Genomic DNA, 17,774 nt, shown 5'->3' with positions numbered 1-17,774 from the left:
CCGCACCACGAGACCCCATCCGACATGCGAACCCCTCTGCGTCTGGTTGCCCTGAGCGCCCTGTTCATTTCCTCCCTGGCCCAAGCCGCCGACCTGATCCCGATTGAGGTCCATCGAGACGCCAATTGCGGTTGCTGCAAAAAGTGGATCAGCCATCTGGAAGCCAATGGTTTCAAGGTTGAAGACCACGTCGAAGCCAACATGAGTGAATTCAAGCAACAACATGGGGTGCCACCGCGCCTGGCGTCCTGCCACACCGGTTTGATCAACGGCAAATTCGTCGAAGGCCATGTTCCGGCCGATCAGGTGTTGGCCCTGAGCAAGCGCGATGACCTGTTGGGCGTGGCCGCCCCGGGGATGCCAATGGGTTCGCCCGGCATGGAAATGGACGGCATGAGCGATGCCTATCAAGTGATCGGCCTGAAAAAGGACGGCACGGATATGGTGGTGGCCGATTACCCCGCCCATTGATTTTCGGCGCCTACCTCGGCTTGTTTCTGGCGGCCTTCGGGGCCGCTACCTTGCTGCCCCTGCAATCCGAAGCGGTGCTGGTGGGATTGTTGCTTAGCGGCAAGTATTGGCTGTGGTTGCTGTTGGCGGTGGCGACGCTGGGCAATGTCCTTGGCTCGCTGGTGAACTGGTGGCTGGGACGCGCCATCGAGCGTTTCCAGGATCGACGCTGGTTTCCAGTCAGCCCCAAGCATCTGGAAAACGCCCGGATTCACTATCAGCGCTATGGCCACTGGTCCTTGCTGCTGAGTTGGCTGCCGGTGATCGGGGATCCGCTGACTCTGGTCGCCGGCGTCATGCGTGAGCCGCTGGGGCGCTTCCTGCTAATCGTGACCCTCGCCAAAGGCGCCCGCTATGGCGTGCTCGCGCTGGCAACGCTGGGCTGGATGGGTTGAACCAACCGTTATTGCGATTGCCTGTTTAATGTCGCCTAATCATGCCGATCCAGCATCGACGGATTTTCAACGGAGTTCACCCATGCCCTCTACCCTTGCCCGCTGGTTACCCGCACTGCTGCTGACCGCTGCACTGCCTGCCGTTGCCGCCGAAGGCCCGGCCTATGGTCCGGAACTGCAAGGCTTCGAATACCCTTACACAGTCAAGCATTTCGCCTTTGAGTCCCAGGGCAAATCCCTGCAGATGGGCTACATGGACGTTGCCGCCCATGGCAAGGCCAACGGGCGCAGCGTGGTGCTGATGCACGGCAAGAACTTCTGCGGTGCAACTTGGGAAACCTCGATCAAAGCCTTGAGCGATGCCGGTTACCGGGTCATCGCTCCGGACCAGATCGGTTTCTGCACCTCCAGCAAACCGGACTACTATCAGTACAGCTTCCAGCAATTGGCGAGTAACACCCAGCAACTGCTTAAAGCCCTGGGCATCCAGAAAGCCAGCCTTCTCGGGCATTCCACCGGTGGCATGCTCGCCACTCGCTATGCGTTGCAATACCCCGATCAGGTCGAACAACTGGCCTTGGTCAATCCGATTGGCCTGGAAGACTGGAAAGCCCTCGGCGTGCCCTATCGCAGCGTTGATCAATGGTATGAACGTGAACTCAAGCTGAGCGCCGATGGCATACGCACCTATGAACGCAACACCTATTACGGTGGCCGCTGGAAGCCTGAGTTCGATCGCTGGGTGGACATGCTCGCTGGCCTGAACAAAGGCCCGGGGCATACGCAAGTCGCGTGGAACTCAGCGCTGATCTACGACATGATCTTTACCCAACCGGTTTTCTACGAGTTCCAGAACCTGAAAATGCCAACGCTGTTGCTGATCGGCACGTCCGACACCACAGCGATCGGCAGTGACATCGCGTCGCCCGAGGTCAAGGCGAAAATCGGTCATTACGACGTACTCGGCAAGCAAGTGGCGAAACTGATTCCCCAGTCGACACTTGTCGAATTCCCCGGCATGGGCCACGCGCCGCAGATGGAAGAACCGGCGGAGTTTCACAAGGCCTTGCTTGACTGGCTGAACAAAACCAACCCCGTGCATTAATGAGGTAAGGCTGATGGCGGTGCAGATCGCAGTAATTGACGATTGGCAGGACGTGGCCCGCAACGTGGTCGACTGGTCGCTGCTGGACGACATCGGGCAGGTGAGTTTCGTCCATGAATACCCCGCCGATAACGAAACCCTGGCCCAGCGCCTCGGGGGCTTCGAGGTGATCTGCGTGATGCGCGAGCGCACCCGGTTCGATGCGGATCTGCTGGGGCGATTGCCGAACCTCAAGCTGTTGGTGACCGGCGGCATGCGCAACGCCGCGCTGGATTTCAAGGCTGCCGCCGCGCTGGGCATTCAAGTCTGTGGCACCGACAGCTACAAACACGCCGCCCCGGAACTGACCTGGGCCCTGATCATGGCAGCGACCCGCAACCTCGTGGTGGAAGCCAATGCCTTGCGCGCAGGCGTCTGGCAACAGAGTCTGGGTGGCGATTTGCATGGCAAGACCCTGGCGATCCTCGGCCTGGGCAGCATCGGCCAGCGCGTTGCACAGTTCGGTCAGGTCTTCGGCATGCGCGTGATCGCCTGGAGTGAAAACCTCACCGCTGAGCGGGCGGCCGAGTTCGGTGTGACTTATGTCAGCAAACAGGAACTGTTCGAGCAGGCCGATGTGTTGTCGGTGCACCTGGTGCTCAGCGACCGCTCCCGTGGGTTGGTTGATGCCGAGGCGCTGGGCTGGATGAAACCTACGGCACTGCTGGTCAACACCGCGCGCGGGCCGATTGTCGATGAGGCGGCGCTGATCAAGGCCTTGCAGAAACAACGTCTGGGGGGAGCGGCATTGGATGTTTTCGATGTCGAACCGTTACCGCCTCATCATCCTTTCCGCACGCTGGAAAACGTATTAGCCACGCCTCATGTCGGGTACGTCAGCCAGCAGAATTACCATTTGTTCTTCTCGCAGATGATCGAGGACATCCGGGCCTGGTCTGCGGGTGAGCCGATTCGATTGCTTTCCTGAGACCTCGTTTTCGTTCATCGCGCGCAAGCTTGCTCCTCAGTGGAGGCTTGCCCGCGATGAGGCTGGATCAACATCCCCCGAAAAACTTGCACCGCAATGGTGCATCTCAAGTGTTCACCCACGCACACTGATGTGACAGTTCTGCCTCTTTTTCAGCCATTTCCCGAAAAAAAACTGCACTTCGTCGGTGCGATTGCCCTCCAATCCAGCACGTTCGTACCTCTTTGAACCGATTGTCGAACAATTTTGCCATTCGACCTTTACCGCTCTAAGTTCTGGTCTAGGCTCATTTTCGCGGGGTAAAACCGGTCGGTCATAAAGCGGAAAAATAATCGAAACTTTTGCTTCAAGTGGTCGGTCGACTGAAAGGCAGGTGTGTTGCGACTGGTGCAATCTTTGCAATGGCTCATCCACCCCATTCTGCTTCAGCGCATTTGGGCAGCGTTTGCTCACCGATGTGCAGCGCTTTTGCGCCCGGCCACAGGATTTGGCCACGAAACACCGTTTGCCAGACCTGAAGAATTAGATCAACAACACGGGAGATTCATATGACCAGTGCGGCTTTAGATATTCAGGGAGAGCGTGCTCATCAGCATGTCGGCGAATCGAGTGGCGTGAGTGCTCTCACTGCCCAATCGGTCAGCGTTCCCGTCACCAAGACGCTGACACCGGTTGCCAGTCAGAATCCCAACAAGAAAAAAGTGTTGTTTGTGACCTCGGAAATCGCCGACCTGGTGAAAACCGGTGGCTTGGGCGACGTCTCCGCAGCGCTTCCGCGGGCCATGGCGCAACTGCATGACGTGCGAGTGCTGATCCCCGGTTACCCGCAGGTGCTGCACAGCGAAAATCCGATTCATATCATCGGTGAACTGGGTGGCCACGCTGCTTTGCCACCGTGCAAGATCGGGCGCATGGACATGCCCGACGGTCTGGTCATTTACGTGTTGATCTGCCCTGAACTGTACGAGCGTGAAGGTTCGCCTTACGGCGCCAACAACGGTCGCGACTGGCCGGACAACCATATCCGTTTCGCCCGCCTGGGGCTGGCGGCCGCCGACATCGCCGCCAACCTCGCACAAATTCACTGGTGCCCGGACCTGGTGCACGCCCACGACTGGCCGGCCGGTCTGGCGCCCGCCTACATGCACTGGCGCGGTCAGCGAACTCCGACGCTGTTCACCATCCATAACCTGGCCTATCAAGGCGTAACCAGCCTGGGCTCGTGCCCGGAACTGGGCATCCCTCATCACGCCCTGCAACAGGAAGGCATGGAGTTCTACGGCAAGATGTCGTTCCTGAAGGCCGGCATGGCCTACTCGAGCCACATCACCACCGTCAGCGCGACCTACGCCCAGGAAATCACCACCCCGGATTTCGGCTGCGGACTTGACGGCTTTCTCGCCGCCAAGACCCAGCAAGGCCTGCTCAGCGGTATTCCCAACGGTATCGATGAAAGCTGGGACGCCGCCACTGATCCACACCTGTTCCGTCCTTTCAGCATTGGCGATTGGGAAGGCAAAGCCGTCAACGCCGCCCACGTGCGCGAACTGTTTGGCCTGGAAGACTCCGAAGGTCCGCTGTTCGCAGTGGTCTCCCGACTGGTCTACCAGAAAGGCCTGGACCTGACCGAAGCAGTGTCCGAGTACATCGTCAACAACGGTGGCCAGATCGCCATCATTGGCCGTGGCGAACCGGAAGAAGAACAAGCCATGCGCGAACTGGCCCTGCGTTTCCCCGGGCAGATCGGTGTGCGCATCGGCTTCAACGAAACCGACGCCCGCCGCATGTTTGCCGGCAGCGATTTCCTGTTGATGCCTTCGCGTTACGAGCCTTGCGGCCTGAGCCAGATGTACGCCCAGCGTTTCGGTTCGTTGCCGGTAGCGCGCAACACCGGCGGTCTGGCTGACACCATTGAAAACGGCGTGACCGGATTCCTGTTCGATGAATCCACGGTAGAGAGTTATCAAGAAGCCCTGAGCCGCGCGTTCAAGGTATTCGCCTTTCCCGGCCTGCTGCATGCCATGCGCTGCCGGGCGATGGCGGCACCGTTCAACTGGTGCAAGGCGGTCGAACCCTATGCCGAGCTCTATGAACAACTGGTGGCCAAGGCCTTGGGGAAATCACACAAACAATAAGAGGTTTTAGAAATGCCGTTACGGACCCTTGAGACCTGGCCCCACGGCGCAACCAAGCTGGACGCAGAACAAACGCAATTCGCGTTGTGGGCGCCAGATGCGTTTTACGTCAGTGTCGAACTGGAAAATGGACAATCCTTGCCGTTGCTGCCGCAGGCAGACGGCTGGTTCGTGATCAAAACCCGCTGCCCGGCGGGTACGCGTTACCGCTTCAACATCGACGGCGATCTGGAGGTGCCCGACCCGGCCTCCCGCGCTCAGGACGGCGACATCCACCACCACAGCGTGGTGGTCGATCCGCTGGCCTATCATTGGCAACACAGTGCATGGCTGGGCCGCCCGTGGAACGAGGCGGTGATTTACGAATTGCACGTCGGTACGCTCGGTGGCTTCCAGGCCGTCGAGCAGCAGTTGGCGCGCCTCGTCGAATTGGGTGTCACCGCGATTGAGTTGATGCCCATCGCGCAATTCCCCGGTGAGCGTAATTGGGGCTATGACGGCGTTCTGCCCTACGCGCCTCAGGCATCCTACGGTTCGCCCGAACAACTCAAGCACCTGATCGACGCCGCCCACGGCCATGGCCTGGCGGTGATTCTCGACGTGGTCTACAACCACTTCGGCCCCGATGGCAATTACCTGCATCGCTACGCCAAAAGCTTTTTTCGCGAGGACAAGCACACGCCGTGGGGCGCCGCCATCGACTTCCGTCGGCGCGAGGTGCGGGACTTCTTCATCGACAGCGCGTTGATGTGGGTGCTGGAGTATCGGTTTGACGGCTTGCGCCTGGACGCGGTGCACGCCATTGAGGACCCGGACTTTCTCCAGGAATTGGCCAAACGGGTGCGGCAGCAAATCGATCCGGCACGGCATGTCTGGCTGATGCTGGAAAACGAAAAGAATCAGGCCAGCCTCCTGGAGCAAGGTTACGACGCCCAGTGGAACGACGACGGCCACAATGCCTTGCACGTGTTACTGACCGGCGAAATCGACGCCTACTACGCCGATTACGCGCAAAACCCAACCGAGCAACTTGCGCGCTGCCTGAGCCAGGGCTTCGTATTCCAGGGCCACATCAATCGGCACGGCGAATCCCGCGGCGAGCCCAGCGGGCATTTGCCACCCAGCGCTTTCGTGTTGTTTTTGCAGAACCACGACCAGATCGGCAATCGCGCCTTTGGCGAACGCCTGCATCAACTGGCCCATCCGGATGCATTAACCGCCGCCACCGCGTTGCTGCTGCTGTCGCCGATGATTCCATTGATGTTCATGGGTGACGAGTTCGCCGCCGAGCAACCTTTTCTGTTTTTCACCAGCCATCACGGTGAACTGGCGAAACTGGTTCGCGAAGGTCGGCGCAACGAGTTTGCCGCATTCAGCGCGTTTGCAGACCCACACAAACGCGAACAGATCCCCGACCCCAACGCCCGACAAACTTTCGAAGCCTCCCAACCCGAGCTGAAACCAACACGCCCCTCGAGCCCGCATGACCTGTACCGCCGTTTGCTGCAAATTCGTCGCGAGCGAATCGTTGCGCATCTGCCCGGAGCCTATGCATTGGGGGCCGAAGTACTGGCCAAAGGCGCGGTCAGCGCACGCTGGCGGCTGGGCGATGGCAGTCAGCTGCGCATTGACCTGAACCTCGGCGATACGCCCGTGGTCCACTCCCCACAGGCCGATGCTTCGCTGTTGTTCGAACACCCAGCGCAATCAGCCGGCCGGTTGGAACAGGGCACTCTTGCCCCGTATTGCGCGCTAGTCAGCCTCACGGCCGCAGCCCCTTTGCTACCCCCGGATGGAGAGCGCCAATGAGTGATGCGCAACTGGAAATATTGGCTAGCCGAGCTGGTTTGGCCGTCGACTGGATCGACGCCAACGGCCGGCCGCAGAAAGTCGCTCCATCAGTATTACGCGCCGTCCTGACCGGACTCGGCCACCCCGCCGGCAGCGCCCAGGAAATCGACGCCAGCCTGCTCGAATTGCAAGCGGTGCAACAGACTCGACACCTGCCGCCGTTGATCACCGCCGATTTCGGCGTAGGTCTGAATCTGGCGCACTTCTTCGAGCCGCTGACACCCTGCGAAATCCATCTCGAAGATGGTTCGCGACTCAGTCTTAAACTGGATGCCGAAGCCGTCCTGCCCGGATTGGTTCCGGTCGGTTACCAACACGTCAACATTGACGGACAAAGTTTCACCCTGGCCGTGGCACCTGCTCGCTGCTACAGCGTCGGCGATGCCGTGGACAGCCCGATCCCGCGCACCTGGGGCCTAAGCGTGCAGCTGTATTCCCTGCGCCGGCCCGGTGATGGTGGTTTCGGCGATACCCAGGCGCTGGAAGACCTGGCTCGAGTGGCGGGCGAACGCGGCGCCGAAGCACTGGCGATTAGCCCACTGCACGCCATGTTTGCCAACGACACCCACCGCTACAGCCCGTATTCCCCGTCCAGCCGTCTGTTTCTCAACAGCCTGTACTGCGCGCCGGGGGCGATTCTTGGGGAACGCGCGATGCGCACCGCCATCGACGCCACAGGCCTGGCCGCTGAACTCAAACATCTCGAAGAGCTGCCGTTGATCGACTGGCCTACCGCCGCCGAAGCCAAGCACCGACTGCTGCAAGCACTTTACGAAGGCTTCGTTCAGGGCGAACACCCGCTGCACGCCGACTTCAGCAGCTTTCGTCACGCCGGCGGTGAAGCGCTGGAAAATCATTGCCGTTTCGAAGCCATTCAAGAGACGCGCGCCGCTCAGGGTCTGAGCCTTGACTGGCGCGAATGGCCCGAACAGTGGCGCAACCCGCGCAGCGCCGCGCTGGCCGAGTTTGCCGAAGAAAACGCCGGCCGCATCGGCTTCTTCGCTTTCTGCCAATGGCTGATCACCCGTTGCCTGGAGCGCGCGCAAGCCGCCGCCCGCAGCAGCGGCATGGGCATTGGCCTGATCGCTGACCTGGCCGTCGGTGCCGATGGCGGTGGCAGTCAGGCCTGGAGTCGCCAGGACGAATTGCTCGCCGCTCTTACCGTCGGCGCGCCACCGGATATTCTTAACCGTACCGGTCAGGGTTGGGGGATCTCCGCGTTCTCCCCCGAAGGCCTGGTGCGCAATGGTTTTCGCGCGTTCATCGAAATGCTCCGCGCCAACTTCGCCCACGCCGGTGGCCTGCGGATCGACCACGTCATGGGCCTCCAACGCTTGTGGGTGATCCCCAATGGCGCATCGCCCGCTGATGGCGCGTATCTGTATTACCCGCTGGAGGACTTGTTGCGGCTGCTGACCCTGGAATCCCATCGGCACCAGGCCATCGTCCTCGGCGAAGACCTCGGCACGGTGCCGGACGGGCTGCGGGAGAAACTCAGTGGCCGTTCGATCCTTGGCATGCGGGTGTTGCTGTTCGAACAGGACAACACCCATTTCAAACCGATACTCGATTGGCCGGACAACGCGTTGGCGACTACCAGCACCCACGATTTGCCGACCCTCAATGGCTGGTGGCATGGCCGCGATATCGACTGGAATGCACGCCTCAGCCTGGTTGACGCCAATGGTGAAATCGAATGGCGCCAGCATCGCGAACGGGAGCGCGAGGGACTGCGCCGGACGTTGAGCCAGGACCCGCAGAACTTTCGCGAAGAGTCCCACGAGACCGACCAGATACTCGACGCCAGCGTGCGCTTCCTCGGCCACACCCGCGCGCCGCTGGTGCTGCTACCTCTTGAGGATGCGTTGGGCGTCGAACAACAGGCCAACCTCCCCGGCACCATCGATACCCATCCCAACTGGTCCCGACGTCTGCCAGGCAACAGTGAAGCCCTGCTCGATGACCCGGACGCCGCACGGCGTCTGGAACTGCTCGCCTGCGCGCGACTTCAGGCGGCCGAGCGTGACCAATGAATCCAGCAATGACACAACCGCTACGGGCCACCCTGCGCCTGCAATTTCATAAAGACTTCACCCTCGACGATGCCGTGCCGCTGGTGCCCTATTTCGCCCGCCTCGGCATCAGTCACGTTTACGCTTCACCACTGCTGAGCGCTCGCGCCGGCTCCATGCACGGCTACGACGTGGTAGACCCGACCACGGTCAACCCGGAACTGGGCGGCGAAGCAGCATTGCGCCGCCTGGTCAGTGCGCTGCGCGAGCAGAAAATGGGGCTGATCCTCGATATCGTTTCCAACCACATGGCGGTCGGCGGTAACGACAATCCATGGTGGCAGGATCTGTTGGAATGGGGGCGACTAAGTCCGTACGGCGAGTTCTTCGATATCCAGTGGCACTCGCCCGATCCGTTGATGGAGGGCCAGTTGCTGTTGCCGTTCCTTGGCAGCGACTACGGCATCGCCCTGCAGGATGGCACGCTGAAGCTGCGATTCAGTGAGCACGGCACCTTTTATGTCGAGCATTACGATCATCACTTTCCCATTTGCCCCAGCCATTACGGCGAACTGCTCAAGGCCGAAGCCGAGCCGCTCAAATTGCTGGCGGACCGCTTCAGTACCCTCAGTTACCAGACCGACGCCCACAGCCTGGCGATTCCGTTAAAAAATGAATTGCGCGAACTGACCAGCCACCCCGCGATCCTGCAAGGCATCGAGCGCAATCTGGAAGCCTATGACTCGCTGACCAGCGAGGGCTTCCAACGGCTGCACAACCTGCTGGAACGCCAAAGCTATCGACTCGCCAGTTGGCGCACCGCCGCCGATGACATCAACTGGCGGCGTTTTTTTGATGTCAACGAACTGGGCGGTTTGCGCGTAGAACGTCCCGCCGTTTTCGAGGCGACCCACGCGAAGATTTTCCAATTGGTGGCTGAAGGGTTGGTCGACGGTTTGCGCATCGACCACGTTGACGGTCTCGCCGACCCGCGAGGCTATTGCCGTAAATTGCGGCGTCGGATCGACAGCCTGTCACCTGATCGGCACCTGCCGATCTATGTCGAGAAAATTCTCGGTGAAGGCGAAACCCTGCACCGCGACTGGTCGGTGGACGGCACCACCGGTTACGAATTCATGAATCAGTTGTCGCTGCTGCAACACGATCCCGACGGTCAACAAGCCTTGGGTGAAGTCTGGCACCGCTACAGCGAACGCCCGGCCGATTTCCGTCAGGAAGCGCAACTCGCGCGTCAGCAAATCCTCAATGGCTCGCTCGCCGGGGATTTCGAAAGCGTGGCCCAGGCCTTGTTGCAAGTAGCGCGGGATGACCTGATGACCCGCGACCTGACACTCGGGGCAATTCGTCGAGCGTTGCAGGAATTGATCGTGCATTTCTCGGTGTATCGCACCTACATCAGCGCCCTTGGACGTTCAGATCAGGACGAGGTGTTTTTCCAGCAAGCAATGGAGGGTGCCCGGCAAACCCTCGGCGAAGCCGACTGGCCAGTCCTCGATTGCCTGGCCAATTGGCTGGGTGGCGAGCCCTGGCGCAAACGTCCTGCCGGCCGCCTGCGCAAGCGACTCAAGCATGCCTGCGTGCGCTTTCAACAGCTGACTTCACCTGCCGCCGCGAAGGCCGTGGAAGACACCGCGTTCTATCGCTCGGCGGTACTGCTGTCGCGAAATGATGTCGGTTTCAACACCGAGCAATTCAGTGCTCCGGTGGCTGATTTCCATGCAGCCTGCCTCAAGCGCCTGGAACTGTTCCCGGACAACCTGCTCGCCACCGCTACCCACGATCACAAGCGCGGCGAGGATACCCGTGCGCGCCTGGCCGTCTTGAGTGAACGCAGCAAATGGTATGTCGAACAGATCGGTCTGTGGCGCGCCCTCGCCCGTCCGTTGCGCGACGATGACCAGATGCCATCCGCCGGCGACGAGTTGATTCTCTATCAAGCGCTGCTCGGCAGTTGGCCGCTGGACCTGCGCCCCGATGATCAGCCGGCGCTTGAGGCCTACGCCCAACGCATCAGCCAATGGCAACGCAAGGCCCTGCGCGAAGCCAAGTTGCAGAGCAGCTGGAGCGCGCCAAACGACGCTTACGAACATGCCACCGAAAGCTTTACCAAACGCCTGCTGCTGAGTCCGGAAGGTGATCTGCTGCGCACTGCGTTGGCCAAGGTAGCCCGGACAATTGCCGTCCCCGGTGCCCTCAATGGATTGGCGCAAACCTTGCTGCGCATGACCGTGCCGGGGGTACCGGATATCTATCAGGGCAACGATTTCTGGGACTTCACCCTGGTCGATCCGGACAACCGCCGCCCGGTGGATTACGTCAGTCGCCAGCAGGTCTTGCAGCAACCGTTGGACCTGCCTGATCTGTTGGAACACTGGCGCGACGGGCGCATCAAGCAAGCCTTGATTGCGCAGACCTTAAACCTGCGTGCCAGGTATGCCGAGCTGTTTCGACGAGGGAGTTACCAAGCCCTCGATGTCATCGGCAGCCAGGCACATCGAGTACTGGGTTTTGTGCGCGAATGGGAGGGAAATCGCGCCATCGTCATCGTGCCGATCCGTTGCGCGGCGCTGCTGGAAAACAGTGCCGCACCACACGTGGACGCGCCGCAGTGGGGCGATACCCGGATCAATTTGCCGTTCACTACCGCAGACGAAAATCTAAAGGGACTTTTTTCCAGCGTCACAGTCACAGAACACAGGGAGCTGATGATCAGCGCCGCGCTGGGGGATTTCCCGGTCAATCTCTTTATCCAAACTACCGATGTTTGAGTTCAGTTCAGGAGCATTGCGATGAGTACCGACGATAAACGCATTCGCGAGTTTGCCTATCAGATCTGGGAGTCAGAAGGAAAACCCGAAGGTCAGGAAGCCCGCCACTGGGAGATGGCGCGCAAACTGGCTGAAGCGGAAGCCCTGGTGCCGAAAAAACCGGCGAAGGCCCCGGCCAGCAAACCGGCCGTCAGCAAAACCGCCAACGGCAAGGCTGGCGAGGTCAAGGTGGCCGCACCAAAACCAAAAGCCAAACCGTCTGCGGCTTCTTCCGTTATTCCCCCAGGGGAAAAAGCCGTCGAGAAGAAGCCTCGCGCCGCGCGAAAACCGTCAGCGATCTGACCTTTCCGCTGTTGTCTTTACTCATTTCGTGGCGAGTCCGCTCGCCACTGTGGACCCGTTCGTCTCGAATAACTGACCGGTTGGAGCGAGCCTGCTCGCTTCCACAGGTTGCGGTATATCTCACTTTGCAGGAGCACCTATGACCAGTCCAAAGAAAGCCGCGCCAGAACCTCAGGCCGAGGCCTCGCGAATCCGGGAGGGCCTGCCCTTTCCGCTGGGTGCGACCTGGGATGGTCTGGGCGTCAACTTCGCCTTGTTTTCTGCCCACGCCACCCGGGTCGAACTGTGCATCTTCGACGACGCCGGCGAAGTGGAATTGGAACGTATCGAACTGCCCGAATACACCGACGAGATCTTCCACGGCTACTTGCCAGATGCCCACCCGGGAATGATCTACGGCTACCGCGTATACGGCCCGTACGACCCGGCCAACGGCCACCGTTTCAACCACAACAAATTGCTGATCGACCCCTACGCCAAACAACTGGTCGGCCAGTTGAAATGGTCCGAAGCATTGTTCGGCTACACCATCGGTCACCCCGACGCCGACCTCAGCTTCGATGAGCGCGACAGTGCGCCTTTCGTACCCAAGTGCAAGGTGATCGATCCGGCGCATACCTGGGGTCACGATCATCGGGTCAGCGTGCCGTGGGACAAGACGATCATTTACGAGACCCACGTGCGCGGCATCAGCATGAGTCACCCTACCGTCCCCGAGAATGTGCGTGGCACCTTTGCCGGGTTGATGGTCGATGACGTGCTGGAACACATTCGCAAGCTCGGCGTCTCTTCCGTGGAATTGCTGCCGATCCATGCCTTTGTCAATGATCAGCACCTCTTGCATAAGGGCATGACCAATTACTGGGGCTACAACAGCATTGCGTTCTTCGCCCCCGATCCGCGGTATCTGGCCAGCGGCAAGATCGCCGAGTTCAAGGAGATGGTCGCGCACCTGCACGAAGCCAATCTGGAAGTAATTCTCGACGTGGTCTACAACCACACCGCCGAGGGCAATGAACAAGGCCCAACCCTGTCCATGCGTGGGATCGACAACGCCTCTTACTACCGTCTGATGCCCGACGACAAACGCTTCTACATCAACGATTCCGGCACCGGCAACACCCTGGACCTGAGCCACCCGTGCGTGCTGCAAATGGTCACCGACTCCCTGCGCTACTGGGCTTCGGAGATGCACGTGGACGGTTTCCGCTTCGACCTAGCGACCATTCTCGGGCGCTATCACGATGGCTTCGACGAGCGTCACAGTTTCCTCGTGGCCTGCCGTCAGGACCCCGTGCTGCGTCAGGTGAAAATGATCGCAGAGCCGTGGGATTGTGGCCCTGGCGGTTACCAGGTCGGCAATTTCCCACCCGGCTGGGTGGAATGGAATGACAGGTTCCGCGACACCGTGCGCGCCTTCTGGAAGGGCGACGACGGCCAACTGGCTGACTTCGCCGCGCGCATGACCGGTTCCGGGGAAATGTTCAATCACCGAGGCCGGCGCCCCTACGCCTCACTGAACTTCATTACCGCCCATGACGGCTTTACTCTCAATGATCTGGTGTCGTACAACGACAAGCACAACGAGGCCAACGACGAGAATAACCAGGACGGCAGCAACAACAATCTGTCATGGAACCACGGTGTCGAAGGCCCCACCGACGATCCGGAAATCAATGAGCTGCGCCAGCGGCAAATGCGCAACTTCTTCGCCACGTTGTTGCTGTCGCAAGGCACACCGATGATGGTGGCCGGCGACGAATTCGCCCGTACCCAAAATGGCAATAACAATGCTTATTGCCAGGACAGCGAAATCGGCTGGGTCAACTGGTACGTGAACGAAGAAGGCAAGGCCCTGCTGAAATTCGTCAAACGCCTGATCAAGTTGCGCCTGGCTTACCCGATCCTGCGTCGCGGACGCTTCCTGGTGGGCAATTACAACGAGGACATCGGCGTCAAGGACGTGACCTGGCTGGCAGCGGACGGCAGCGAGATGACCACCGAGCACTGGCATGATGCGCACAACCGTTGCATGGGCATGCTGCTCGACGGCCGCGCGCAGGAAACCGGTATCCGCCGCAAAGGCGGCGACGCCACCCTGTTGCTGGTGGTCAACGCTCATCACGATGTCGTCAACTTCCTCCTGCCGGAAGTGCCCGATGGTGGCTTCTGGACCTGCATGATCGACACCAATCAACCGTCGATTCGTGGCCAGGAGCGATTCGAATTCGGCCATGAATATTCGGTCACCGGTCGATCGCTGCTGCTGTTCGAATTGCAGCACGAGGAAGAGGAATGAGCTGCGCCGGATAAGCGGTAGATAAAAATGGATCAACTGCGAGCGTGGGACGCGACGAATAGCGTTACATAAGCAATACTCGATGCGCGGCACTCCAGGGTTCGGAGTGCCGCGCTTCGTTATCAACCAGCCCCTGCGGCTCGCGTAACAAGGACGTAACCTCATGAAACCTGTTTCCATCAGTGAAAGCAGCGCTCCAGGGCAGATCTGGAACAGCGCCCCGCAACTGGAAAACATTCCGGTCATCAGCACTCAGTCTTTAGTCCCTGCGGGCGCACGGGCGGTGGTGATTTCTGCGCATCCCGGCGATGAAGTGGTGATGTGTGGCGGGCTGCTGCAATTGCTCAGCGCCACGGGCCATCCCTTGCAACTGATTTCGGTGACCGATGGCAGCGCAAGCCAACCGACTTCTGCGCACTGGTCGGAGAAACGCCTCAGCGTGTTTCGCTCCCAGGAAAGCGTCGAAGCCCTGCGTCGGCTCGGGTTGCCGATGCACAGCCTGAAATGGATTCGCGGCGGCTTCACTGACAACACCCTGGCCGAGCATGAGCAGGAGTTGACGCAATTCATCAGCCGCTATCTACGCCCCGGTGATGTGGTGTTCAGCATTTGGTGCGAGGACGGCACTGGCGACCATGACGCTGTCGGTCGTGCCAGCGCCAATGCCGCGACCATCGCCGGCGCGACCTTTAACGAAGTGCCGGTCTGGGCCTGGCACTGGGCAGCGCGAGATCATGGTTCAATCCCCTGGCATCGCGCGCGCAAAATTCGCCTGGACACCTGGACCGTCGCGCGAAAGAGCCACGCGACCCATGCCTACGCCAGCCAGCTCGATGGCGATCCGGCCATCGGCCTTGCACCGCTGCTGCCGCAGGTGGTGCTGGATCGGATGCGTCTGCCCTATGAAGTCGTACTTGTATGAAGATCTTTTGACGTCTCGACGAATCACGCTGAACTGCCCGCCCCCGCATCAGTCGCATACATAAGCGAGTCTGATTCAGAGGAGTAACAGTGACCAGTAATCCCAAGCGGCAGCCAGAAGCATCAGTGCCGTTGAACACCCCGCCGGCCATCCACCGATTGCGCGTGCTGACGGTCAACACCCACAAGGGGTTCACTGCACTCAATCGACGCTTCATCCTCCCGGAATTGCGTGAAGCGGTACGCAGTACATCGGCGGACCTGGTGTTCCTGCAGGAAGTGGTCGGCGAGCACGAGCGCCATTCCTCCCGCTACAACGATTGGCCACAAACCTCACAATACGAATTCCTCGCCGACAGCATGTGGAGCGACTTCGCCTACGGCCGCAACGCGGTCTACCCCGACGGCCACCACGGTAACGCGCTACTGTCGAAATACCCGATCCGCGAATACCGCAACCTCGATGTCTCCATCACCGGGCCTGAACGCCGAGGGCTGCTGCATTGCGTGCTGGACGTGCCGGGCCACGCCGAGGTCCATGCCATCTGCGTGCACCTGAGTTTGCTCGAAAGCCATCGCCAACTGCAGTTGCAGTTGCTTTGCCAACTGCTCGAATCCCTGCCCGACGACGCACCGGTGATCATCGCGGGCGATTTCAACGACTGGCAACTGCAAGGCAACGCCGCCCTCGCCCGTCGCGACTACCTCCACGAAGCCTTCGAACGCCATCACGGCCGCCCCGCAAAAACCTACCCCGCACGCTTTCCGCTGCTGCGCCTGGATCGCATCTACCTGCGCAATGCCAGCAGTCATGAGCCAAGAATCCTTGGGCACAAGCCCTGGACGCATCTGTCGGATCATTTGCCGTTGGCGGTGGAAGTCCATCTTTAGGCGCCCGACCTGATACCAGCGCTAAATTCAGCAGCAATATCGACAGCAATCGGCAGCGGGAAATGTCCGGAGATCCGGGTGTGAGGATGAGTTGGTAAAAAGAGGAAAACGCTCTAGCTCGTGACTTTTTTGACGATTTTTCCATTAAACAAGCACTTAGGCATGCGTCGTAAATCAGTCACTTATATGACCTAAAATACCCCTACCATTTATCGGCCATTTTCTTGACGCAGTGGCAGGGGTCTTCTTAGCTACACCGTACTACCCCCGGCAATAACATCAGGGACAAGCCCGCCAAGACACCCGCTAAACCGGGCGGTCCTCGGCTTGCTCCAATCCATCGGTCGCCCCTCATTCGGGGTAGGAGAGACGGCAAAGCGAGAACGGCATGCGATTGCAAGGTAGACCTCCATGAAAACCTCATTCACCCAACAAGAGATCAAAGTTACAATTTGTACTGTATCGAGCTCACTCCTGCTGTGCTCTTCCATGGAAGTGCAGGCCTCACCGGCTGAGGACGAATCGACGCCCTGGTATCGCCAGGACGTTCCGGTGCTCACCTTGCCCGCCCTCGACACCACGTATCCCGGCCGCTTTGGCCCCGACATGCGAAACAGCCATTTCATCACCGAGGAGGCGGCGCCCTCCGCCTGGGACCAACTCTATGGAAAAGCTTCGCGTCAGGCACAAACCGATGCTTTGGCCCAGGGTTTCTCCATCCCTGGCTCTGGCGAACTTAAAAGCCCGGCAATCCTGACCTTGCAGAGCGGCAGCGGCCATACCCAACGGGTCGGCCTGATCGGTGGCACCAGCCAATTCCAGGCCAACAGCGGTGGCCTGGTGACCAATCGCGCGATGTCTGATCCGAACACCAACACACTCAACCTGCAAGGCGAAAGCCTCGGTGCCTATTACAGCTTGACCGGCCCGCAAGGCTGGCACGTCGACTTGTCCGCCAGCGGTGGTCGGGTCAATGGTTTCAGCCGTAATGAACAAGGCGCCCGACAAGCCGCCGAAGGCAGCGCGGTAACGCTGTCGGTGGAAGGCGGCTTTCCGATTGGCATCAGCGAAAACTGGGTGGTTGAACCACAGGCGCAGTTGATCAATCAACGCATCACCCTCGACACCCCGTACGCGGGTTCGGGCAATGCGTCCTCCAGCGACGTGTCGTCATGGAGTGGCCGCGTCGGCGCCAAATTGAAAGGCAGTTACGACATCAACGGCCTGCCCGTAGAACCCTACGTGCGGACCAACTTGTGGCACACGGTATATACCGGCAACACCGTGACCCTCGATGAGGTCGACAAGATCAGCAGCAGCCGTAAATCTTCGACGGTAGAACTCGGTCTGGGGCTGGTGGCCAGAGTGACACCGGCCGTGAGCCTGTACGTGAGTGCCGACTACAGCAGTGATGTCGATGACAATGACTTGAATGGGATAATCGGCAGCCTCGGCGTGCGGATGCGCTGGTGAAATAACGGGCGCCACCTGACAGTTTTGCCAGTATCCAGGCCGTTGAAGGTCATGCATTGTGGTGGGCACTCGTTTTTGATCAGG

General features: G+C 59.9%; 13 protein-coding genes. All 13 read left to right on the top strand.

What is annotated here, in order from left to right; translation table 11 throughout:
• Positions 1 to 24: 24 nt before the first annotated feature.
• The 13 genes from ABVN21_RS08275 (at position 25) to ABVN21_RS08215 (ending at position 17,690) form a co-directional block, all read left to right on the top strand.
• Entirely contained in the window at positions 25 to 471 is a 447-nt protein-coding gene (locus ABVN21_RS08275) for a DUF411 domain-containing protein (protein WP_339555777.1), read from the top strand.
• Positions 471 to 905, top strand: coding sequence for a YqaA family protein (locus ABVN21_RS08270; RefSeq protein WP_339555824.1), 435 nt, complete (start codon positions 471 to 473; stop codon positions 903 to 905). Before ABVN21_RS08275 ends, ABVN21_RS08270 begins: the two co-directional genes overlap by 1 nt.
• An 82-nt stretch (positions 906 to 987) precedes the next feature.
• Positions 988 to 2,010, top strand: a complete 1,023-nt coding sequence (locus tag ABVN21_RS08265) for an alpha/beta hydrolase (protein ID WP_339555778.1) — start codon at positions 988 to 990, stop codon at positions 2,008 to 2,010.
• A 13-nt stretch (positions 2,011 to 2,023) separates the two neighbouring features.
• Positions 2,024 to 2,977 (top strand): D-2-hydroxyacid dehydrogenase family protein, encoded by a 954-nt coding sequence (locus ABVN21_RS08260; RefSeq protein ID WP_339555779.1) that lies wholly within the window; start codon positions 2,024 to 2,026, stop codon positions 2,975 to 2,977.
• Positions 2,978 to 3,525: 548 nt separating this feature from the next.
• Entirely contained in the window at positions 3,526 to 5,112 is a 1,587-nt protein-coding gene (glgA, locus tag ABVN21_RS08255) for a glycogen synthase GlgA (RefSeq protein ID WP_339555780.1), read from the top strand.
• 12 nt (positions 5,113 to 5,124) lie between these two features.
• Complete coding sequence (treZ, locus tag ABVN21_RS08250) at positions 5,125 to 6,921, top strand: malto-oligosyltrehalose trehalohydrolase (RefSeq protein WP_339555781.1); 1,797 nt, start codon at positions 5,125 to 5,127, stop codon at positions 6,919 to 6,921.
• Positions 6,918 to 8,996: a 4-alpha-glucanotransferase gene (gene malQ, locus ABVN21_RS08245; protein ID WP_339555782.1), complete on the top strand. Its 2,079-nt coding sequence runs from the start codon at positions 6,918 to 6,920 to the stop codon at positions 8,994 to 8,996. Before treZ ends, malQ begins: the two co-directional genes overlap by 4 nt.
• An 8-nt stretch (positions 8,997 to 9,004) precedes the next feature.
• Positions 9,005 to 11,764, top strand: coding sequence for a malto-oligosyltrehalose synthase (locus ABVN21_RS08240; RefSeq protein ID WP_339555783.1), 2,760 nt, complete (start codon positions 9,005 to 9,007; stop codon positions 11,762 to 11,764).
• A gap of 21 nt (positions 11,765 to 11,785) precedes the next feature.
• Entirely contained in the window at positions 11,786 to 12,106 is a 321-nt protein-coding gene (locus tag ABVN21_RS08235; RefSeq protein WP_339555784.1) for a DUF2934 domain-containing protein, read from the top strand.
• Between the two features lie 139 nt (positions 12,107 to 12,245).
• Positions 12,246 to 14,405 (top strand): glycogen debranching protein GlgX, encoded by a 2,160-nt coding sequence (gene glgX / locus ABVN21_RS08230; RefSeq protein ID WP_339555785.1) that lies wholly within the window; start codon positions 12,246 to 12,248, stop codon positions 14,403 to 14,405.
• Between the two features lie 163 nt (positions 14,406 to 14,568).
• Positions 14,569 to 15,327, top strand: coding sequence for a PIG-L family deacetylase (locus ABVN21_RS08225; protein WP_339555786.1), 759 nt, complete (start codon positions 14,569 to 14,571; stop codon positions 15,325 to 15,327).
• 89 nt (positions 15,328 to 15,416) lie between these two features.
• A complete protein-coding gene (locus tag ABVN21_RS08220) occupies positions 15,417 to 16,217 on the top strand; it encodes an endonuclease/exonuclease/phosphatase family protein (protein WP_034146639.1) in 801 nt (266 codons plus the stop codon).
• A gap of 411 nt (positions 16,218 to 16,628) precedes the next feature.
• On the top strand, positions 16,629 to 17,690 hold the full coding sequence (locus ABVN21_RS08215) for an autotransporter outer membrane beta-barrel domain-containing protein (protein WP_339555787.1): 1,062 nt from the start codon (positions 16,629 to 16,631) through the stop codon (positions 17,688 to 17,690).
• The last annotated feature ends 84 nt before the right edge of the window (positions 17,691 to 17,774 follow it).

The sequence above is a fragment of the Pseudomonas sp. MYb327 genome (assembly GCF_040438925.1).
Classification (GTDB): Bacteria; Pseudomonadota; Gammaproteobacteria; order Pseudomonadales; family Pseudomonadaceae; genus Aquipseudomonas.
Note: the sequence above shows the minus strand (reverse complement) of the source record. Positions and strands in the feature narration are given on the sequence as shown.